The following is an 18,162-nucleotide window of genomic DNA, read 5'->3' on the forward strand; positions in this document are numbered from 1 at the left end:
ACATCGGGCGTTCGCTGCTGCACATCGGAGGGGCTCCCTGACCACACCCCGTTCGCGGAAGGGGCTGCAGAGGTCTGGAGTCCAAGGGCGATAATCGGACGTCAGCGCGAGGCGCAAGGACGTCAGCTATGGGCCACTTCTAGACATCACCGATGGGTATACAGAATCATCGTCCACCCTGGAGAACAGCCAAGTGGCCCGAATAGAAGCCTCCGTATGGATCGTAACGACTTTCATAATCATCTTGGCCGCCACTCCACTACGGGCTTTAGCAACACCAGAAGCGTCTGCGTGCGGGTACCTCGCTAGTCTAATCGATAAGGCACCGCCAAGGCCGTTGTTTTTGCCCAGCTATCCGACCGTCGAATCGGGGCCTCTCCATGGTGCCGCCTACCTCTATGACAACGCGGTAGCCGCCATCGCATTGGTCGGTTGCGGCGAGCGAGACAAAGCGTCTCGAATTGGCTCGGCGATTCTCTGGGCCATCGATAACGACCGCACCTGGCACGACGGGCGGCCCCGGAACGCATACGCCGCGGGTGTGGTGGCGAGTGACTCCGCCAAACTGGCGGGTTGGTGGGACAATACTCGGAACAAATGGTTAGAGGATCGATATCAGGTGGGCAGCGATGTTGGTAACATGGCATGGGCCATGTTGGCGTTGCTGTCGATTGATGATGTGAACACCGGCTCCCCGTTCCGCGATGGTGCAGCGCGGCTTGGCGCTTGGGTCGCGCAATGGGCCGATACGCGCGGTACTGGCGGTTTCACGGGTGGTACGTTTGGGCACGAACCGATGCCGGAAGTGCGGACGTGGAAATCGACTGAACATAATACTGACCTCGCCGCGGCGTTTGGCCTGCTTGCGATCCGTACAGGCGACTCGCGTTGGCGCGATAAGGCAACGGATGCCGAGTACTTTGTAAATACGATGTGGAATCCGGGGTGCGCCTGTTTCGCCGCAGGGACCGCTGAAGATGGTGTCACGCATAATCCGATTTTGGCTCTGGATGCCCAGATCTGGCCGCTAACAGCGCTTCACGGAGCGGCTCGCAAATTTGCATCGGCAATGACGACCGCCGAACAGCGAATGAGTGTCGGCGGAGGCTTTTCTTACGGTGAAGACCGGGACGGTGTGTGGACCGAAGGTACGGGCCAAATGGCTCTCTTGATGAAATTGCTCGGTAAGACCGAGAGAGCAGAATCGTTGATCGCTGTCATCGAATCCCAGAGGTCGCCCGATGGTGGGCTCTACGCCACGACTGTCCGCGCGTTACCGACGGGGTTCGTGTTGGACACCGACCCGACCAAGCCGCGAAACTATTTCCGATTGTCACATCTTGGCGCAGCTTCGTGGGCTGCCCTCGCGGAACGTGGGTTCAATCCCTTTACGATGACAAAAGGACTTCCCTAGCTGAGCCGCAGTGCTTCCCGTCTCGGCCGTTTCGGTCTGCCTTAATTTCGAAGTGTCCGCTTCGGGTCACGAGCGCCGGTTGGAGGGTCGGCCAGGTACGTCCGGTGTGCCTCAAGGAGCCGGCAGCCCGAACTTCGCATTCGGGCCAGAAGCCGCCATCGACCGTTGTTTCCATTAGATGACGTCGGAGCCAGGTGACTGCTATGGGGAAATGCTGCAATTCAACTATAGCGAGTGTCCCTTTCTTAACCCGCGGGCATCACATTTGCCGGATGATCGTGATTGTCGCAGTTCGGTCCAGCCTCAAGCAAGCGATTGGTTCTTTTCTGCTTTCGCTTGCTGTCGTACTACCGCCCAGCCCAGCCCACACGCAGGGCTTCGATCTCGACAAGTGGAATCGGGGCTTCTCTCTCGCGGCCTCCGTCAAGAACGCTGCCATTTTGGTGAGATCCAGCAAGGCAGACAATATGGAGCTCCTCCTGGTTGATTTCGATTCCGGGAAACGGACCAAGCTCAGGAGCAAAGGATCGCACCTCCTGTCCCCATATCTATCGCCGGATGGCGCGCGACTACTTCTCTCTCGAGAACTTCCAGGTCGTAGCGGAACCGCGTTGGTATCGTGTGACACCGGCAAACTCACTTGCCACGTCGTTCTTAGAAGCGCCGGGTCGATCCACTCCGCAATCCAGCTTTCCGGAGGCCGGATTCTCTATGTTTCGAGTCCGTTCGTGAAGGGAGGCGATGGGCGTGTCAGGTTGAGCCGCAACGATATCTGGATATTTGAGCCCGCAACGGGACCTCGGCAACTCACAGACTTCAGATTGTACGAGCTGGATTCGTTGGCCGTAGGACAGAATGAGATCTATTTTTCGGCTTATGGACCACCGCGTGACCGGCCGGTCATCCCGAAACTCGACTGGCGTGCTAATCAACAGAGCAGCATTTTCCGGCTTCCATAGGATCCCGAGAAGGCAACGATAGATCCACCGTCCCGCACATTGGAGCCGCTATTCCTGTCAGCAGGTATAGCCAATTATCCGGCGGCATCGATGGACGGTTTGCTGGTCGCATTTCTCAGAACGAGGACCAGTTCTAACCATTATCACTACGACCTCGTGATCGCCGACACGAACAGCAAGAGCGAGCAGCTGATCGAGACCCCGGGTTTGGGGGCCTCTCGACCGGTCATCATCGATCACGACGTCTATGCCAGCATCATCTTGAAAGATCGGACACTCATCCAAGTCTGTCGCCAAGGTGAGCGCTCGATGAAGACGCTCGCCGATATCGGCGATGCTTCGATTGCCACCACCGAGGCAGTTGAAGTAGATATCGATCCGTAGCTCGGCTATAGGAGCTTACCCATGCTAGCGATTGTCGTCCTGTGGCTGGTGCTCCGCCTCTGTGGCCGCTTGGGGGAGTCTGCATTTCGCCCTGCGTGATCCACGCTCCACATCTTGGATGAAAGTCGCCTTCGCCGGGTCACTGTTGGTCTTGACAGGAACAGAACCACTTTGGCTTCAGAGCGATGTCATCGGGGAGGATTTTGTGGCTCATTCCCTACTATTCTCCTTTTGGGCTCTGACCTTCTTTGCTGTCCCTCTCTGCTTTGGGTCGATAGTCGGTGCGCTGGTAGGCATGCGCAAGAATCGACAGCGATTATCAGAGCGGTCATCCTGATAGGCTCCGGGCGGCGAGCCTCAGGTCAGCTTCGGGACACAAGCGGACGCCCCGGGACTAGTACAACCGATCCGATTACGGTGACAGAGCTGGACTGTCACGGTAGTTCGAGCCTCAGCGATCTCCCGTCGCCAACTGCTCACGGAAATACTTCACGACCGCCGCATTGAACTCGCCGTGAAATCCGGCCCGGTCGAACCCTGCGGGCGCGTCGGTGCAGATGCGTGGGACGGCCGCTGCCAGCTCCGGCGAGCACGGAGCCAGGAACGCATAATGGCCGGCCGGCACGACATGAACATCGGGCTTGCCCGGCAGGCCGTCGGCGACGCGCGCGTTGCCGGAACCGTCGCCGACGCCAGGACCGCCGAACTGCGACCGCCAGAACTGGAAAGGCACCTTGACGGCGGCGAGGTTCTCCCGGGTCAGGACGGTCGGCGGAGGGTCGACGATCACAGCGGTGCGGATACGCGCATCCGCTATCGGGGCAGGCGGCGTCTCGCCATTGTGAAGCTGTGCGCAGGCGCCGGTCGTCTCCCTGCAGAGGCTGGCGACACGTGCGAAATCCATCTTGGTACCCATCAGCACGAGCCCGGTAGAGCCACCGAGCGAGAAGCCGAAGAAGCCGACCTTGGCGGGATCGATCGCCGCCCTGTCCTTCCAATTGTTCAGCATGAAATCAAGCAACCGAACAATGTCCGCCGGACGCGATCCCCACACAGACAGCGTGTCACGCCGCGAGGAGTCACTGTACGTGTCGCCTGGGTGATTGATCGCCGCAACGATGAAGCCGGCATCGGCCAGCGCCTCCACTGTGTCATGATGTTGGCCGAACCATCCGCCACGGCCGTGCGAGAAGATCACCAACGGCAGCTTCGTGCCAGTGACGGGACAATCCTTGGAGCCTTGCAAGTTGAAATCGGCACCGACCGAAAGACGGCCCAGCGCCACATGCGTCGGCTCCGCCGCGCACGGATACCAGATCGCACCCGACAGCGACGGATCGGCGTCGAGCAGCTGAATGCCCGCAGCCTCGGCCGACGGGCCAAGGCAGCAGAGCGCGATAGCGAAAGCCCAAAGCGTGCTGCGCAACGGAAGTTCCCCTGATTTCCCGCAGGAGTTGAACGAGAAACGGTAGCGGAATTGTGGCTCAGCTCGTCAAGCAGGCACACCTTGCCGCCGCCGTTGGCGTTGAGGCAAAGTGTCCGAAAAGGGAGGTCAGCATGGCACTGCTCGGCAAGGCCGCCGTCGCGATGTGGTGGAGCGTCCGCCCCGAGCATCGCGCGGAGTTCGGCGATTGGCACTCGCACGAGCATTTTCCGGAACGGATGAGCATTCCCGGCTTTCGGCGGGGATCGCGCTGGAGCAGCACGACGGATGCCGAAAGCTTCTTCGTGCTCTACGAGCTCGAGCAATATGAGGTGCTCACGTCGAAGGGATATCTCGACCGGCTCAACGCGCCGACGCCGTGGTCCAGGAAGATGATGCCGCATCATCTCGGCATGGTCCGCAGCCAGTGCCGGATCGTGGCGAGCTTTGGTGGTGGCGTTGCGACTTCGCTTGCCACCATCAGGCTGTCGCCGGACATCGGCCGGGAGGCGGAGTTGCAGGCGCACCTTTCGGACACGCTCGCCGCATTGGCACAGCAGCCGGGACTGACAGGCGCCCACCTCCTGCTCACCGACACGCCTCGCACCAGCGCGCCCACGACCGAGCAACAGATCCGCGGCAAGGACGGTGCCGCCGACTGGATCGTGCTGCTGTCCGGTTATGATTGCGACGTGGTCGAACGCGCGGTTGGCGACCAGCTCTCAACCGGGGTGCTCTGCGCCGCGGGCGCTCAGAATCATCCGACGGTCGGCCGCTACGGGCTGGCGTTCACGATGACGCCGCAGGACATGGCGGCGATTTGAACGATCGAAGCAGGGCCGTCCGGCCTGGCGAAAACCGCCAGCACGTGCGGGCCGCTTCCTGGCTCAGCTATCGCTTGAGCTCTCTGATGAGGTTCGTCAATCGTGGATCGTCAGGCCGAAGGAGCGCCAGTCGCTCTGCATAACCAAGCGCAGCCGCGATGTCTCCCTTCTCCCTGCTGACGTTCAGAGCGGCCGAAAGCAGCTCCGGATTGTTCGGATGTTCGCGCAGGCTCTGGTTCAGCACAGAAAGCGCATCGTCATGCCGACCCATTCCGTTCAGCCCTACAGCATAGACGTAGGCGTACCGTATTTGGCCGGGGTCAAGCGAAGCAGCCCGGTGCAGCTCGTCGAGCGCCTCTTCGCTGCGCTTCAGGCGCACGAGTGTCAGACCAAGCGCGTGGTGGAGAGATGGGTCCTGCGCCGACGCGGAGAGCGCTTCACGCAGGACTTTCTCCCCGTCACTGTCGAGCCCGAGCTGCCGATACAAGTCGGACAGGTTGACGGCGGCCGCCGCAAACGAGGGATCGAGCCTGAGTGCAGCGCGGTATTCGGCCTCCGCCGCGCCAGGATTGGCCTGACGCAGGAAGAAGTTGCCGAGCGCCGTTCGCGAATCCGGCCGATCCGCATTCAGCTTCTGCGCAGCGATGAATTCGGCAGCCGCCCGCGTGAACCTGGCGCGATCGACCGCTGGCTGGCGCGCTGCAGGCAGCACGGCCAGAAGTTCGGCGGCGCGAATGCGCACACCACGCACGGCATCGTCCAGTCGCGGCGAGGCGAGCGGCCAGAGCTGATCGGCGGGCACTCCTTCGAGCCGATCGAGCGCGCCGAGCCTCACAAGCGGATCCGGATCGGAAAGCCCATGCCGGACCAGATCAAGAATTGGTTCGGGAAGCTCCGCCAGCGCGCTGGCGCGGACGATACCGGGAACGCCGGCCGATTCGGCGATTGCGGCGAGCTGCGCTTGCGCGTCGGCAGCTCCGCTCCAGGCAGCATGAAACGCACGCACATAGGTCTGGTGGCCGCGCCGCTCCGCCCCGAACCAGCCCTTGATCTGATCCGCGGCCCAGGCCGCCGGCTTGTCGCGATGGCAGTCGTTGCACGCATTCGGTGCGCCCGTCTGCACCGAGAGGTCAGGGCGCGGAATGCGGAAGCCGTGGTCGTGGCGGCGATCGACGACCATGTAGCGTCGCTCGGGCATGTGGCAGGACGGGCAACCCAGCGGCGGCGAGACATTGGCGTGGTGCCGGTGCGCCGCGGATTCATATTTGGCGGGCGCATGGCACTGCGAACAAACCCCGTCTGCGGGCGCCTTCAACGTTGCGCTGTGCGGGTCGTGGCAATCGCTGCAGGTCACGCCCTTGGCGAACATCCTGCTCTGCTTGAACGGCGCGTAATTGTAGGTCTCCTCGTCGTCGCGCATCTGGCCGTCGGCATGAAAGCGCTGGCGGTCGAGCAGCGATACGCGGTGGGTGTCGGAGAGCGGTTGGCCCGGTGTCCAATCTTCCGAAAGCTGCCCGCGGCGCGCGTGGCAGCGCCCGCAGGTTTCGACCTCCTTGCGCAGGGCCGGCGCCGGCGCGCTGCGTGCCGGCGTCAATGTGCCGGCGGAGGCGGACCATGTGATGCCGGTGCGCTCGTCGAAGCGGACCAGCAGGCCGTTATCGGCCTCGCGCGCCGCCGGCTTGCCGTGCGCCCAGGCGACGTGGCGCGAGCCCGCACCGTGGCAAGCCTCGCAACCGACGCCGATCTCCGAAAAGGTGGTGGCGAACCTGTCCTTGTCGGCATTGTAGCCCTTGTGCACGTTGGTCGAGTGGCACTCCGCACACATGAAATTCCAGTTCTGATTCAGCTTGGTCCAGTGCAGGGAATCGCTGCTGGTGATGGCGCTCTCCGGGTAGAGATGGAACCAGCGCTGACCGCCCTGCTCTTTCGGCCGCGTGTCCCAGGCGATGGATAGAGCCTGGACGCGGCCGTCCGGGAATTCGATCAGATATTGCTGCAGCGGATCGATGCCGAAGGCGTATTTCACCTCGAAGGTCGCGAGCTTGCCGTCGGACCCATCGGTCTCGACCAGGAACTTGCCCTCCCTACGGAAGAAGCGCGACCGGGTGCCGGCATAGTCAAAAGTCGCATTGTTGAAATCGCCGCGCACGGATTGCGCGGTCGCATGATCCATGGCGTCGCGGTGTTGCGACATCTGCCAGAGCTTCGTCTCTGCCGGATGACAGCCGGCACAGGATTCGCTCCCGACGAAGGCCAATTCGGCAGGGGCTGACGTCTGGACGGGAGCCTTCGATAGTTCAAACCACTGCAGTCCGACGGCAATGGCGGCGACGACTGCGCTCGCGCCGACGATCCAGCGCCTCGTGGCGCTGTGAGAGACCTGCAGCGGCTGCGGCGCGTACTGCACCGGTTCAGGCGCCGGCGCCTTGCGGAGCTGGTGTTCCCTGCGGTTCTTTCGCGAGCCACGTGCCACGTCTGCTTATCGCTCCAGCCGTTCACCGCCCACTCGGCCTACACGTGAAGGTCGTTGTCGTGAAGCGCAATCCTGGTTTCGCGCGCCAGATCGACGAGTGCGGCGCTGAACATCAGCATGGCCGCCATGAACAGGATCGCCACGCCGTATTCGTGTGCGATCTGCAGGAGCGCGCTGACGAATGCAACGAAGATGATGAGAGCCGTAAGGATTGCTGCGACGACGGAGCAGAACAGCGATCGGTTCAGAAGTCGCGCCCTTTCGCGAAGCCGCGGCAGATCGGCTTTCAGGAAGTCTCTTGCAGAATCGCCTGCGGGAATGCCGTTGATGAACTGCGAGCGGTCGATCACCCGGTTAACCCGAGAGATCACGACCGAGATAAACGCAGCGACCGCGCCTAGCAGGAATGCCGGAGCTGCGACATTGGCAATGATACGGCCAAGCTCGTCGATCGAAGGTGTGATTGGGATCAGATCGGTTACGCTTTGCATGTCACCGCCGTTCGATGCTGGCGCGCCTCGTCACGGCAGTGGTTCGACCTTGGCGGCCATGTCCGGCGCACGGCTCACCCGATAGCTCGCATTGCTGCATCGGAGCACCCAGACTGCATGATCGGCCCTCGAGCGCGCGGCGTCCTTCGTCGCGCCAAGCGCCTTGTCACACGTAAAACCCTGCGTACGGATCTGTGCGGCGAGCATGTCCTGCACCGTCTCCGCCGCGCCCTGCGCCGCAGCGCGGCCGACAGTCAGGGCGCCGATCAGTGCAAGCGCTGAAAGGAAGATCCAACGGCCGTTGGTCATGAGCTTCTCCGATTGCGCATCGTGCATTTGGCCGACGGGAAGCCGATTGGCGGCTTCCCGTCGGTCGCCGAACTATCGGCGAACACATTCCTGAACGAACTTGACCCGGTCCACCATACCAAGTCCCTTTGCCTCGGCGTCCTTGCGGCAACCCTCGCGCTTGTCGATCCGCAACTGGATCTTCTCGACCAGATTGAGACCGATATTGCTGGAGACCTGGGGTTCCGCCGAGGCCATTCTTCCGGCCTCCACAGACGGGCCGTCACCCGCCGCACGCGCGGCTTCCTCCATCCGCTTGATATCATCCGGACTCAGCTTGGGTCGGTCGATGTCCAGGGTGATCCTGTTGATCTTCCCGGTGAAGGCAAACGGGGCCTGGTAGTCGTTGTCGTCGACCGGTGTGCCGGTATCCGAACCGATGTCCAGCGCCTCGTCCCATTGCAGGATGAAGGGAAGCGTGTGCTCCATCTTCTCGGTCGCCACCACATTGCCGTCGACCTTCAGCGTGCCGATGCCGCCCTTTCCGATGCCGCTGTAGTCGCCAAACAGCATGGTCGCTGCGCCGAGACCGTCATACCTGAAGGCAAACTCGATGACGTGCTTGCCGGGCGTAAGCTCCGTCCCCTCCCAGCGCACGCGCTTGAGGTCAACGAGGTTCCAGGTAAAGACGGGCTTGTTCTTGAGGACATAGAACCCATACCCGCCGAAACGACCGCCCTGGGTGATCAGCGTGCCCTCGGCACCGCCCTGAGGTATGTCGACGTCCGCCTTGAAGACGTAGGACGCATTGAGCAGGCTCGGCGCATCGCCGTTTGGCGTGCCGGTGAGCGGTCGTGTCCAGACGAAGCTTGTCCGGCCGGCGCTGAGGCTCGGGCGCGGCGTGATGACGCGCGTTACCACGGACGAGTCCAGTGGGAGCACCTGATACTTTTCCGCCTCCTTCCAGAACAATGCCTGCAGCTCCTTCAGCTTGTCAGGATATTTGGCGGCGACGTCCTCGGCCTGCGTCCAGTCGTTGTTCAGGTCGTAAAGCTCCCAGGGGTAATCGGCCGGGCTTGGCAGCTTGACGCCTCCAGTCACCCACGGAGGCCGCAACACCTTGGTCGAGGCGATCCAGCCGTCACTGTAGATCGCGCGATCGGCAAACATCTCGAAATACTGCGTCTTGTGGGTTGACGGCGCGTTCGCGTTGTTGGCGTCGAACGTGTACATCATGCTGACACCTTCGATCGGGCTCTGCTTGATACCGTCGACGATGTCCGGTTGCTTGATCTTCGCGGCCTCGAGAATGGTCGGCACGACGTCGATGACGTGGTGGAACTGGCTGCGGATGCCGCCCTTGTCCTTGATCACCGCCGGCCAGGAGATCGCCATACCCTGGCGCGTGCCGCCGAAATGGGAAACGATCTGCTTGGTCCAGGAGAACGGCGTATCGAAGGCCCAGGCCCAACCGATCGACATGTGGTTGTAGGTACGGTCGGTGCCCCAGACGTCGTAGAAGTACTTGAGCTGGTCCTCGACCGACGGATTGATCTGGTTGAACATCGCCACTTCGTTGGGCGTGCCATTCGGCTGCCCTTCGGCGCTGGTGCCGTTGTCGCCCTCGATATAGATGATCAACGTATTATCGAGCTTACCGACGTCAGCGACCGACTGGATCACGCGACCGATCTCATCGTCAGCATAGGCGGCAAACGCGGCAAACACCTCGGCCTGTCGGATGAAGAGCTTCTTCTCGTCCGCCGAAAGCTGGTCCCATTCCTTGATCAGGTCCTTCGGCCAGGGCGTCAGCTTCGCGTTCTGCGGGATGACGCCGAGCCGCTTCTGGTTCTCGAAGATGGTCTCGCGCAGCTTGTTCCAGCCCTGGTCGAACAGGTGCATGTCGCTGATCTTCTTCACCCACTCCTTGGTCGGATGATGCGGCGCATGCGTAGCGCCGGGCGCGAACTTGATGAAGAACGGCGTATCGGGCGACAGCGCGTTCATGCGGTTCAAATAGTCGATGGCATCATCCGCCATCGCCGTCACCAGATTCCAGCCGGGATTTCCCTGGTACGGGTAGATTGCCGTGGTGTTGCGAACGAGATTGCCGGGCTCCCACTGATTGGTGTCGCCACCCATGAAGCCGTAGAAATATTGAAAGCCCATGCCGGTCGGCCACTGGTCGAACGGGCCGGCCTGGCTCGCCTGGTACTCCGGCGTGTTGTGGTTCTTGCCGAACCAGGCGGTGTGATAGCCGTTGTCGGTCAGGATGCGGCCGATCGTTGCCTTGTCCTTTGTCATGATGCTGTCGTAACCGGGGTAACCGGTCGCCTGCTCGGCGATCACGCCATAGCCGACCGAGTGATGATTGCGTCCGGTGATCAGCGCCGCGCGCGTCGGCGAGCACAGCGCCGTTGAATGGAAATTGGTGTAGCGCAATCCGCTTTGCGCGATGCGGTCGAGCGCAGGCGTTGGAATGACGCCGCCGAATGTGCTCGGCACGCCGTAGCCGGCATCATCGGTGATGATCAGCAGCACGTTCGGTGCGCCCTTGGGCGGGACCACGCGCGAGGGCCAGAAAGGTGTCGAATTACGCGCATCGCGCTCGATCTTGCCGCCGAACTGCTGCGGCGGGGGTGGCAGCTGATTGCCCGGAATGGTGATGGTCGCGGCGGGCGAGCCGGGAGGCGGTGCGGCTTGTTGTGCGAATGCTGGCGCCGAAAAAGCAAGGGTCAGTGAAAAGGCGACGAGATGAAAGGATCGGGCAGTGCTCATTGCAATTCCTCCCCGTGAAACGAGGCGCCATCATTTTCCGACAACCAGAAAAAAGACTTGATATGGATCAACAGATCAAGATGACGGCTCAGAAGCGGAGATGTGGGAGAGGAGCGCCGTTTTTCCGTAAACTCCCGGAGCCTCATCTCCATGCGTCGGTATCATGGCGCGGTAGTGTTGTTCTCTTGCTACACCCTGACTGCCAAAAATTCCCGGCGGATCGGCAACTATGGCAAGCCCGGCCGGCTGCGTCATATGATCGGCAGCATATCAGGCGCTCCCACTGAGCGAAGCTCGTGGTTTGGGAGGGGTCACCATGCGATTGACGAAAGCGTTTGCCGCTCTTGCATTTGCAGCCTTTGCATCGATACCGACGACAGTCTTAGCCGACGAAAGCGGCATCAGCTTCTGGATTCCCGGCATGTTCGGCAGCCTTGCTGCCACACCTCAGCAACCGGGCTGGACGACGGCTGCGATCTACTATCACACCTCGGTGTCCGCCGGCGGCGACGTGGCGCGTGCACGCGAAGTCCAGATCGGCCGCATCCCCGCAAACCTGACGGCCACGTTGAATGCGAACCTCAACGCGAGTGTGGATCTGGCCCTGTTGAACGCGACCTACGTCTTTGCAACACCGGTGCTGGGCGGACAGGCCTCGGCCACCTTGATGGGAATTTACGGTGCGAACACGACCACGCTCAACGGATTGGTGACGGGTACGCTCGCAACGCCGCTGGGCTCCATTCCCTTCTCGCGCTCCGATTCCATCAGCGATTCCGTGACCGGCTTTGGCGACCTGATCCCGCAATTCGCGCTGCGCTGGAATGCCGGTGTCCACAACTACATGACCTACATCACCGGTGACATCCCGGTCGGAGCCTACCAGTCGTCCCGGCTCGCCAACATCGGGCTCGGGCATGGCGCGATCGACGCGGGCGGCGGCTACACCTATTTCAATCCGCAGGCCGGACATGAACTGTCCGGCGTGCTTGGCTTCACCTATAATTTCAAGAACACCGACACGCAGTACCAAAGCGGTGTCGACATGCACTTCGACTGGGGCGCCTCCCAGTTCCTGAGCAAGCAGGTGCAGGTGGGGCTCGTCGGGTATTTCTACCAGCAACTCGGGTGCGACAGCGGCTCCGGCGATCGCGTCGGCTGTTTCCGCTCGAGGGTGGGCGGGGTCGGCCCACAGATCGGATTCATCTTCCCCCTCGGCGACATGCAGGGTTACCTCAACTTGAAGGGTTACAAGGAATTTGCTGCCGAACACCGCCCCGAGGGCTGGAATGCATGGGTGACGTTCGTGATTTCGCCGGCAGCACCGCCGCCTGCAGTGACGCCGACGAAGCACGTCATCACAAAATGACGGGCGTTCACGACGGTGTCCGGGGTGGCGGCTGTCCAGAGCGGAATGAGTTCGGAATGGATCGCATCGCGCTTTAGGTCGTTGCCGAGCAGGATCTTTTCGGAAGCTCGCCACGCAACTTTCCGGATCGTGCTCGGGCGCGACCACAGCAGCTGTCGGCGCTCCCAACAAAAAGGCAAAAAAATTTGAGAGTGCCTGTCGGATCGGCAGCTTGCCGGTCGTCCTCGTGACATGAATGGGCCATAGACGCCAACGTCGCGCCCATCAACGCAAGAGGATGAACGAAACATGCCCAACACTATCCGCCTGCACCGCGTCCTGGCCACCAAGCCGGAGAAAGTCTATCGCGCCTTCCTCGAGGCCGATGCGATGGCGAAATGGCTTCCGCCGAACGGGTTCACCTGCGCCGTGCATCATTTCGAGCCCAAGGTCGGGGGCACGTTCAAGATGTCGTTCCGGAATTTCACCACGGGCAACAGCCATTCCTTTGGCGGCGAATATGTCGAGCTCGTGCCCGGCGAACGCATCCGCTATACTGACAAATTCGACGATCCCAATCTGCCCGGCCTGATCGAGGTGACCGTGATCCTGAAGAAGGTTTCGGTCGGAACCGAAATCGACATCACGCAGTCGGGCATCCCGGATGTCATCCCGCCGGAGGCCTGCTATCTCGGCTGGCAGGAATCGCTGCGGAATCTGGCCAAGCTCGTCGAGCCCGAGATCAATCAATAGGCTGGACGCAGTGGCGCGCCCCTCAGGACGCAGCTCGAGTGTGCGGCTGCCGCTTCAACGGCAGCTGTGCCGCTTGGCCTTATCCTTAAGGAGACCGCCATCGGGTGCGTGCGAAACGGTATCCGACGGCGGCGCGGCAGGTGCCCCCCGCCTGCGTGCAGGCGCTCCCTGCAAATTGATGCCCCTTGTGCCGGTTGAGCGGACGGCTACACTCGGGAGGAATCGGGAGGGGGTTGATGAAACCATTCCAGGCGTTGCGGATGATTGCCTGTGGCGCGCTGCTCGTTGCGGCCGCAGCAGCTTCGGCCCGGGCCGAAGGGACTTTTGAAATTCCCGCGGGAGCACATTTCAACAAGGACAAGCTGGCAAAACTCGACGAGTTCTTCCGCAACGAAGTGGCGACGGGGAAAATTCCCGGAGCGATCCTGCTCATCCAACAGCACGGCAAGCCGGTCTATCACCAATCCTTCGGCGTGCAGGACGTGGAGTCGAAGGCTCCGATCACCGACCATACCATCTTCCGCCTGTTCTCGATGACCAAGGCCATCACCAGCGTGGTTGCAGTGCAGATGATCGATGAGGGCAAGTTCTCCCTCGACGATCCGATCGCAAAATACATTCCGTCGTTCGCAAATGTGAAGGTCGGCGTCGAGAAGACGGCCAGCGACGGTACCAAGACGCTCGAACTGGTACCGCCGAACCGGCCGCCGACGGTGCTCGACCTGATGCGCCAGACCTCCGGCGTCACCTACGGCTTCTACGGCGACAGCCTGGTCCGCAAGGCCTACAAGGCTGCCGACCTCTATGCCGGTGATTTCGACCTCGCCGAGTTCGCCGAGCGGATCGCAAGACTGCCGCTGCACAATCAACCCGGCGCGCTCTGGCAGTATGGCCATTCCACCGACATCCTGGCGCGGATCATGGAAATCGCGTCCGGGAAATCCCTGATCGAGGTCGAGCGAGAAAAGCTGCTCGATCCGCTCGGCATGAAGGACACCGGCTTCTTCGTCGGCGACCCCGAAAAGCAGAAGCTGCTCGCCAAGCCGATGCCGAACGACAGCGATTTCCGGGTGGGGCGCGAAAACGACCCGACCAAGCCGAAGAAGATGATGTACGCCAGCGGCGGCATGGTCTCGACGATGGCGGACTATGCCCGCTTCGCTCAAATGCTGCTCAATGGCGGCACGTACGAAGGCAAGACCATTCTCAGCCCCAAGGCGTTCAAGCTGCTGACGACGGATCAGGTCGGGCCCGGGTCGGGCGTCGAGCGGGACTTCTTCTACTTTCCGGGGGACGGCTTCGGCTTTGGGCTCGGCCTTGCCGTACGCACCGATCCGGGCAACGCCAAACCGCCGCCGCCGGGCAATCTGGGCGAACTGAAATGGGACGGCGCCAGCGGCTGCTATTTCGTGATCGACCCCAAGCAGGACATGTTCTTCGTCTTGCTCGAGCAGACTCCCTCGGAGCGCCAGCGCATCCAAAGGACCGTCAAGCAGCTGATTTATGAGGCCATGGAGAACTGACGACGTCACGGCGGGGAGCGAGCGACTGCGCAGGGCCATGTGCGCGCTTCAGTTCTGGCTGTGCGGTCTTGATGTGCGTCAAACTGTCTGAAGGGCAAAACGGCTAGGAGCAGGAGTCTTCCCTGCCGGCCTCGGAGGCGAGATGATGAGATCTGCTATCGGATGGTTGATCATTGCCGGTCTTGCCGCTGGTTTCGCTGCTGCCGCCAAGGCCGAAGAAGTCGACATCGGCAAGGCGGAGTTTCTGTCGTCATGCGCGAGTTGTCATGGCGCCGACGCAAAGGGCAAAGGACCGGTCAGCGGCCAGCTCAAGACACCGCCTTCCGACCTGACCGTGTTGGCCAAGAACAACAACGGGGTGTTTCCCACCAACGCCGTTTACGAAACCATCTATGGGTCGAAATCAGTCCCGGCTCACGGCACGCGTGAAATGCCGGTCTGGGGCGAACGGTTCAACCCCATCGTCAGCCTGCCTCACGCTGTCGATCCCACTTATTGGCAAAAGGCCGGGCCGCAGCAAAACCCGGAGGTCGTCGTGCGGACTCGCATTCTCGCCGTGATCGATTACCTGAACCGAATTCAGCAGAAATAGCGACCGAGCAGCGTCGCCGCGGGGAGGCTGCTCACCGCCTGCTATCCGACTTGACTTGCCGCCCAGCGATCCGGGTCGGGACTATGTCCGATCAGCGCCAGCCCGTAGGCAATCGACTCGAACTGGTCGCCTGACATCAGCCGTTCGTTGCCGAACCGCTCGGCGAACAGTTTCCGGACGGCAGGCACAAAGGACGTGCCGCCGGTCAAGAACACCTTCTCGATCTCGTGCGCGGTGATGCCGGCCTCGCCCAGCACCTTGTCGACGGTCGCCCCCAGCCGGGCGATATCGTCGGCGATCCAGGCTTCGAAATTCTTCCGTGTGATGGCCGCGCCGATATCGACGCCGCCGCCCCTGAAGCGGAAGTCCACCTCGTCCTGTGCCGACAGCGCGACCTTGGCGCCGGACACGGCGCGGTAGAGCGAAAAGCCGAGGTCGAGATCGACGATGGTGATGAAATCCCCGAGCAGATCCGGCTTCAACGCAGTGCGCTGGAGCTCGCGAAGCTCGCGCAGATCGCCGTTGCTCTTCATCATCGCGAGCTGATGCCAGCGCGCGAGGTTGGTGTAGTGGCCGCTCGGAACCGGCAGCACCTTGTCGAACGAGCGAAAGCTGGAGCCTTTGCCGAGCCGCGGCGAGACGACGTGGTCGACGATGCGATAATCGAAGGTGTCGCCGGCAATGCCGATGCCGGCATGGCCGAGCGGCTCGGCGCGAAGGCTGCCGCCCGCACGCGAGAAGCGCATCACGGAGAAATCGCTGGTGCCGCCGCCGAAATCGGCGACCAGCACGGTGGCATCCCGCTCCAGCCGGCGCGCGAAGGAGAACGCCGCGCCCACGGGCTCGTAGACGTAGCGCGCGTGACCGGCGCCGAGCCGCTCGAACGCGGCCCGGTAGCGCTGCATCGCCAACGCCTCGTCGGGATTGCCGCCGGCGAAGCGCACCGGGCGACCGACCGTGATATTCGCCGCCTCGAAGCCGAACTTCCCGCCGCCATGGCGCGCCAGCGTCCGCAGGAACGCCGCCAGAATATCCTCGAACTTGTAGCGCTGCCGGAACACCTGCGTGGTGTTGAAGCTGCTGCTCGCCGCAAACGTCTTAAACGATTGAAGGAAGCGGTAGACGTGGCGCCCTTCGAGGAACTGCTCGATCGCCCACGGGCCGCCTTCGGCCTGGGCGCCGGCGCCCGGCCGGTCCTCCCAGAAGCACAGGGCCGACACGTAGACGCTGTGGCGCTGTCCGCCATGATCGAAGCGGATGGCCTCGACCCGGCGGTCGTCCGCCGCAAGCGCGACGACCGTGTTGCTGGTCCCAAAATCGATGCCGATCGAGACGGCGGGCGAGGCGCTCGACATGAACCACTCTGACAGATGATTGGAAGGGGGCAGAGCACTAACGGCTTTGCCGCCCCCTTGCAAGACCTGGTCCGAGATGATCGAGCCCGGACCTCACGCCGGGTGTCTGGTATGCACGTCGATCAGTTGGACTGATCGCCCCGACGCCAGGCCGGAAACGGATCGGCGAGAGTGGACCATGCGGCGATGTCCATGGTGGACGTTTCCGGGACAAGGCATGCGTCCAGCCTGCGGCGGAGTTCGGCTTGGTCCATGCCGGTGCCGATGAACACGATCTCCTGGCGACGATCGCCATACACCTTGTCCCAATACTGACCGAGCCGCTTGCGCCAGCCCTCATCGTTCGGCCACCGCTCCTTTGGAACGCTCGCCCACCAGAAACCCAGCGCTTCGGTCCGCACGATCGCTCCCGCCTGGCTGATCTCGCCGAGCCATTGCGGCCGCGTCGCCAGCCAGAAATGCCCCTTCGCCCGGATCACGCCCGGCCAGGTCCCCTTGACGAACTGGTCGAACTTCGACGGATCGAACGGCCGGCGGGCGCGATAGACGAAGTTCTTCACGCCATATTCCTGCGTTTCAGGCACGTGGTCGGCGAAACCGTAGAGCTCCTTGTACCAGAGCGGATGCTGCTGGGCCTTCTCGAAGTCGAAACGGCCGGTGTTGAGCACGCGCTCGAAGGGCACGCGGCTGTGATTGGCCTCGATGATGTCGGCTTCGGGATTCAACGAGCGGATGATCTGCCGTGCCGCCTCGCGCTGTTGCGGCGAGGCATCGTCCACCTTGTTGAGGACGATCACGTCGGCGAACTCGATCTGCTCCACGAGGAGATCGACCAGCGTCCGCTTGTCGCCGTCCAGCGCCTCGCCGCGCTCGCCGAGGAACTCGGTCGAGGAATAGTCCTTGAGCAGGTTGGCGGCGTCGACCACCGTCACCATCGTGTCGAGCTGGGCGATGTCGGAGAGGCTTTCGCCCTCCTCCGAGCGGAAATCGAACGTCGCTGCGACCGGGAGCGGCTCCGAAATGCCGGTCGATTCGATCAGCAGATAATCGAAGCGCCCGCTTTCGGCGAGCGCACGTACCTCCCTCAGGAGATCGTCGCGCAGGGTGCAGCAGATGCAGCCATTGGTCATCTCCACCAGTTTCTCATCAGTCCGCGAGAGGTTGGCACCACCATCGCGGACCAAATCCGCATCGATGTTCACCTCGCTCATGTCGTTCACGATCACCGCCACTTTCAGGCCGTGCCGGTTGTTCAGGACGTGGTTCAGCAAAGTGGTCTTTCCAGCCCCGAGGAAGCCGGACAAGACGGTGACGGGGAGTTTGCGCATGGAGATCGAACAGCCTTTTGAGCGGGATAGATCGAGGACGGCGAGACACGGCATCTCACTATGTTATGTTATAACATAACATTCTTTGTTGGGCAGAGCGTGTCAAGATGCCCTGCTCACCGGGGGCCCGCCGACCATACCGCAATGCGGAAGAATTAATGCTGCTATGCAAACAAGAGTATGGACGCTGGCATCTGGTATACATAAACTGCCTTTCGACATGAGGCAG

Annotated in this window: 14 protein-coding genes; 7 read left to right on the plus strand and 7 right to left on the minus strand. The window is 62.0% G+C overall.

What is annotated here, in order from left to right:
• Positions 1-343: 343 nt before the first annotated feature.
• Positions 344-1,414 carry a hypothetical protein gene (locus tag EHH60_RS21625; protein WP_245454548.1) on the plus strand — a complete coding sequence of 357 codons (1,071 nt, stop codon included), beginning with the start codon at positions 344-346 and terminating at the stop codon, positions 1,412-1,414.
• Between the two features lie 1,049 nt (positions 1,415-2,463).
• The gene (locus EHH60_RS21630; protein ID WP_124161464.1) at positions 2,464-2,757 is read left to right on the plus strand and encodes a hypothetical protein; all 294 of its coding nucleotides are present in this window, start codon (positions 2,464-2,466) and stop codon (positions 2,755-2,757) included.
• Between the two features lie 451 nt (positions 2,758-3,208).
• On the opposite strand, the gene EHH60_RS21635 is transcribed toward EHH60_RS21630, so the two are convergent.
• Entirely contained in the window at positions 3,209-4,183 is a 975-nt protein-coding gene (locus tag EHH60_RS21635; RefSeq protein WP_124161465.1) for an alpha/beta hydrolase family protein, read from the minus strand.
• A gap of 131 nt (positions 4,184-4,314) precedes the next feature.
• Between EHH60_RS21635 and EHH60_RS21640 the strand changes: the two genes are divergently transcribed.
• Complete coding sequence (locus EHH60_RS21640) at positions 4,315-5,004, plus strand: hypothetical protein (protein WP_124161466.1); 690 nt, start codon at positions 4,315-4,317, stop codon at positions 5,002-5,004.
• Between the two features lie 67 nt (positions 5,005-5,071).
• Here the strand turns inward: EHH60_RS21640 and EHH60_RS21645 are convergent, their stop codons facing one another.
• The 4 genes from EHH60_RS21645 to EHH60_RS21660 all read right to left on the minus strand — a co-directional run bounded on the left by EHH60_RS21645 (position 5,072) and on the right by EHH60_RS21660 (position 11,034).
• Positions 5,072-7,477: a tetratricopeptide repeat protein gene (locus EHH60_RS21645; protein WP_124161467.1), complete on the minus strand. Its 2,406-nt coding sequence runs from the start codon at positions 7,475-7,477 to the stop codon at positions 5,072-5,074.
• A gap of 38 nt (positions 7,478-7,515) precedes the next feature.
• A complete protein-coding gene (locus EHH60_RS21650) occupies positions 7,516-7,968 on the minus strand; it encodes a DUF2721 domain-containing protein (RefSeq protein WP_124161468.1) in 453 nt (150 codons plus the stop codon).
• 30 nt (positions 7,969-7,998) lie between these two features.
• Complete coding sequence (locus EHH60_RS21655) at positions 7,999-8,277, minus strand: hypothetical protein (protein ID WP_124161469.1); 279 nt, start codon at positions 8,275-8,277, stop codon at positions 7,999-8,001.
• A 72-nt stretch (positions 8,278-8,349) separates the two neighbouring features.
• Positions 8,350-11,034: an arylsulfatase gene (locus EHH60_RS21660; protein WP_124161470.1), complete on the minus strand. Its 2,685-nt coding sequence runs from the start codon at positions 11,032-11,034 to the stop codon at positions 8,350-8,352.
• A gap of 316 nt (positions 11,035-11,350) precedes the next feature.
• Here EHH60_RS21660 and EHH60_RS21665 point away from each other — a divergent pair, with 316 nt between their 5' ends.
• The 4 genes from EHH60_RS21665 to EHH60_RS21680 all read left to right on the plus strand — a co-directional run bounded on the left by EHH60_RS21665 (position 11,351) and on the right by EHH60_RS21680 (position 15,250).
• Positions 11,351-12,403, plus strand: coding sequence for a SphA family protein (locus tag EHH60_RS21665; protein WP_502697415.1), 1,053 nt, complete (start codon positions 11,351-11,353; stop codon positions 12,401-12,403).
• 288 nt (positions 12,404-12,691) lie between these two features.
• A complete protein-coding gene (locus tag EHH60_RS21670) occupies positions 12,692-13,135 on the plus strand; it encodes an SRPBCC family protein (protein ID WP_124161471.1) in 444 nt (147 codons plus the stop codon).
• 236 nt (positions 13,136-13,371) lie between these two features.
• Entirely contained in the window at positions 13,372-14,658 is a 1,287-nt protein-coding gene (locus EHH60_RS21675) for a serine hydrolase domain-containing protein (protein ID WP_124161472.1), read from the plus strand.
• A gap of 142 nt (positions 14,659-14,800) precedes the next feature.
• Entirely contained in the window at positions 14,801-15,250 is a 450-nt protein-coding gene (locus EHH60_RS21680) for a c-type cytochrome (protein WP_124161473.1), read from the plus strand.
• Positions 15,251-15,291: 41 nt separating this feature from the next.
• Here the strand turns inward: EHH60_RS21680 and EHH60_RS21685 are convergent, their stop codons facing one another.
• Together EHH60_RS21685 and zigA are read right to left on the minus strand one after the other, a co-directional pair.
• Positions 15,292-16,605, minus strand: a complete 1,314-nt coding sequence (locus EHH60_RS21685) for an Hsp70 family protein (protein WP_124161474.1) — start codon at positions 16,603-16,605, stop codon at positions 15,292-15,294.
• A gap of 122 nt (positions 16,606-16,727) precedes the next feature.
• Positions 16,728-17,933 (minus strand): zinc metallochaperone GTPase ZigA, encoded by a 1,206-nt coding sequence (gene zigA / locus EHH60_RS21690; protein ID WP_124161475.1) that lies wholly within the window; start codon positions 17,931-17,933, stop codon positions 16,728-16,730.
• Between the last annotated feature and the right edge of the window lie 229 nt (positions 17,934-18,162).

The sequence above is a fragment of the Bradyrhizobium sp. RP6 genome (genome assembly GCF_003837805.1).
Taxonomy (GTDB): domain Bacteria; phylum Pseudomonadota; class Alphaproteobacteria; order Rhizobiales; family Xanthobacteraceae; genus Bradyrhizobium.

Bases quoted from the DNA above. Each gene is read 5' to 3' on its own strand.
- EHH60_RS21685 (WP_124161474.1), bottom strand. From the start codon at position 16,605: ATGTCGAGCGCCTCGCCCGCCGTCTCGATCGGCATCGATTTTGGGACC.
- EHH60_RS21650 (WP_124161468.1), bottom strand. From the start codon at position 7,968: ATGCAAAGCGTAACCGATCTGATCCCAATCACACCTTCGATCGACGAG.
- EHH60_RS21675 (WP_124161472.1), top strand. From the start codon at position 13,372: ATGAAACCATTCCAGGCGTTGCGGATGATTGCCTGTGGCGCGCTGCTC.
- EHH60_RS21670 (WP_124161471.1), top strand. From the start codon at position 12,692: ATGCCCAACACTATCCGCCTGCACCGCGTCCTGGCCACCAAGCCGGAG.
- EHH60_RS21680 (WP_124161473.1), top strand. From the start codon at position 14,801: ATGATGAGATCTGCTATCGGATGGTTGATCATTGCCGGTCTTGCCGCT.
- EHH60_RS21655 (WP_124161469.1), bottom strand. From the start codon at position 8,277: ATGACCAACGGCCGTTGGATCTTCCTTTCAGCGCTTGCACTGATCGGC.
- EHH60_RS21665 (WP_502697415.1), top strand. From the start codon at position 11,351: ATGCGATTGACGAAAGCGTTTGCCGCTCTTGCATTTGCAGCCTTTGCA.
- EHH60_RS21630 (WP_124161464.1), top strand. From the start codon at position 2,464: ATGGACGGTTTGCTGGTCGCATTTCTCAGAACGAGGACCAGTTCTAAC.
- zigA (WP_124161475.1), bottom strand. From the start codon at position 17,933: ATGCGCAAACTCCCCGTCACCGTCTTGTCCGGCTTCCTCGGGGCTGGA.
- EHH60_RS21640 (WP_124161466.1), top strand. From the start codon at position 4,315: ATGGCACTGCTCGGCAAGGCCGCCGTCGCGATGTGGTGGAGCGTCCGC.
- EHH60_RS21660 (WP_124161470.1), bottom strand. From the start codon at position 11,034: ATGAGCACTGCCCGATCCTTTCATCTCGTCGCCTTTTCACTGACCCTT.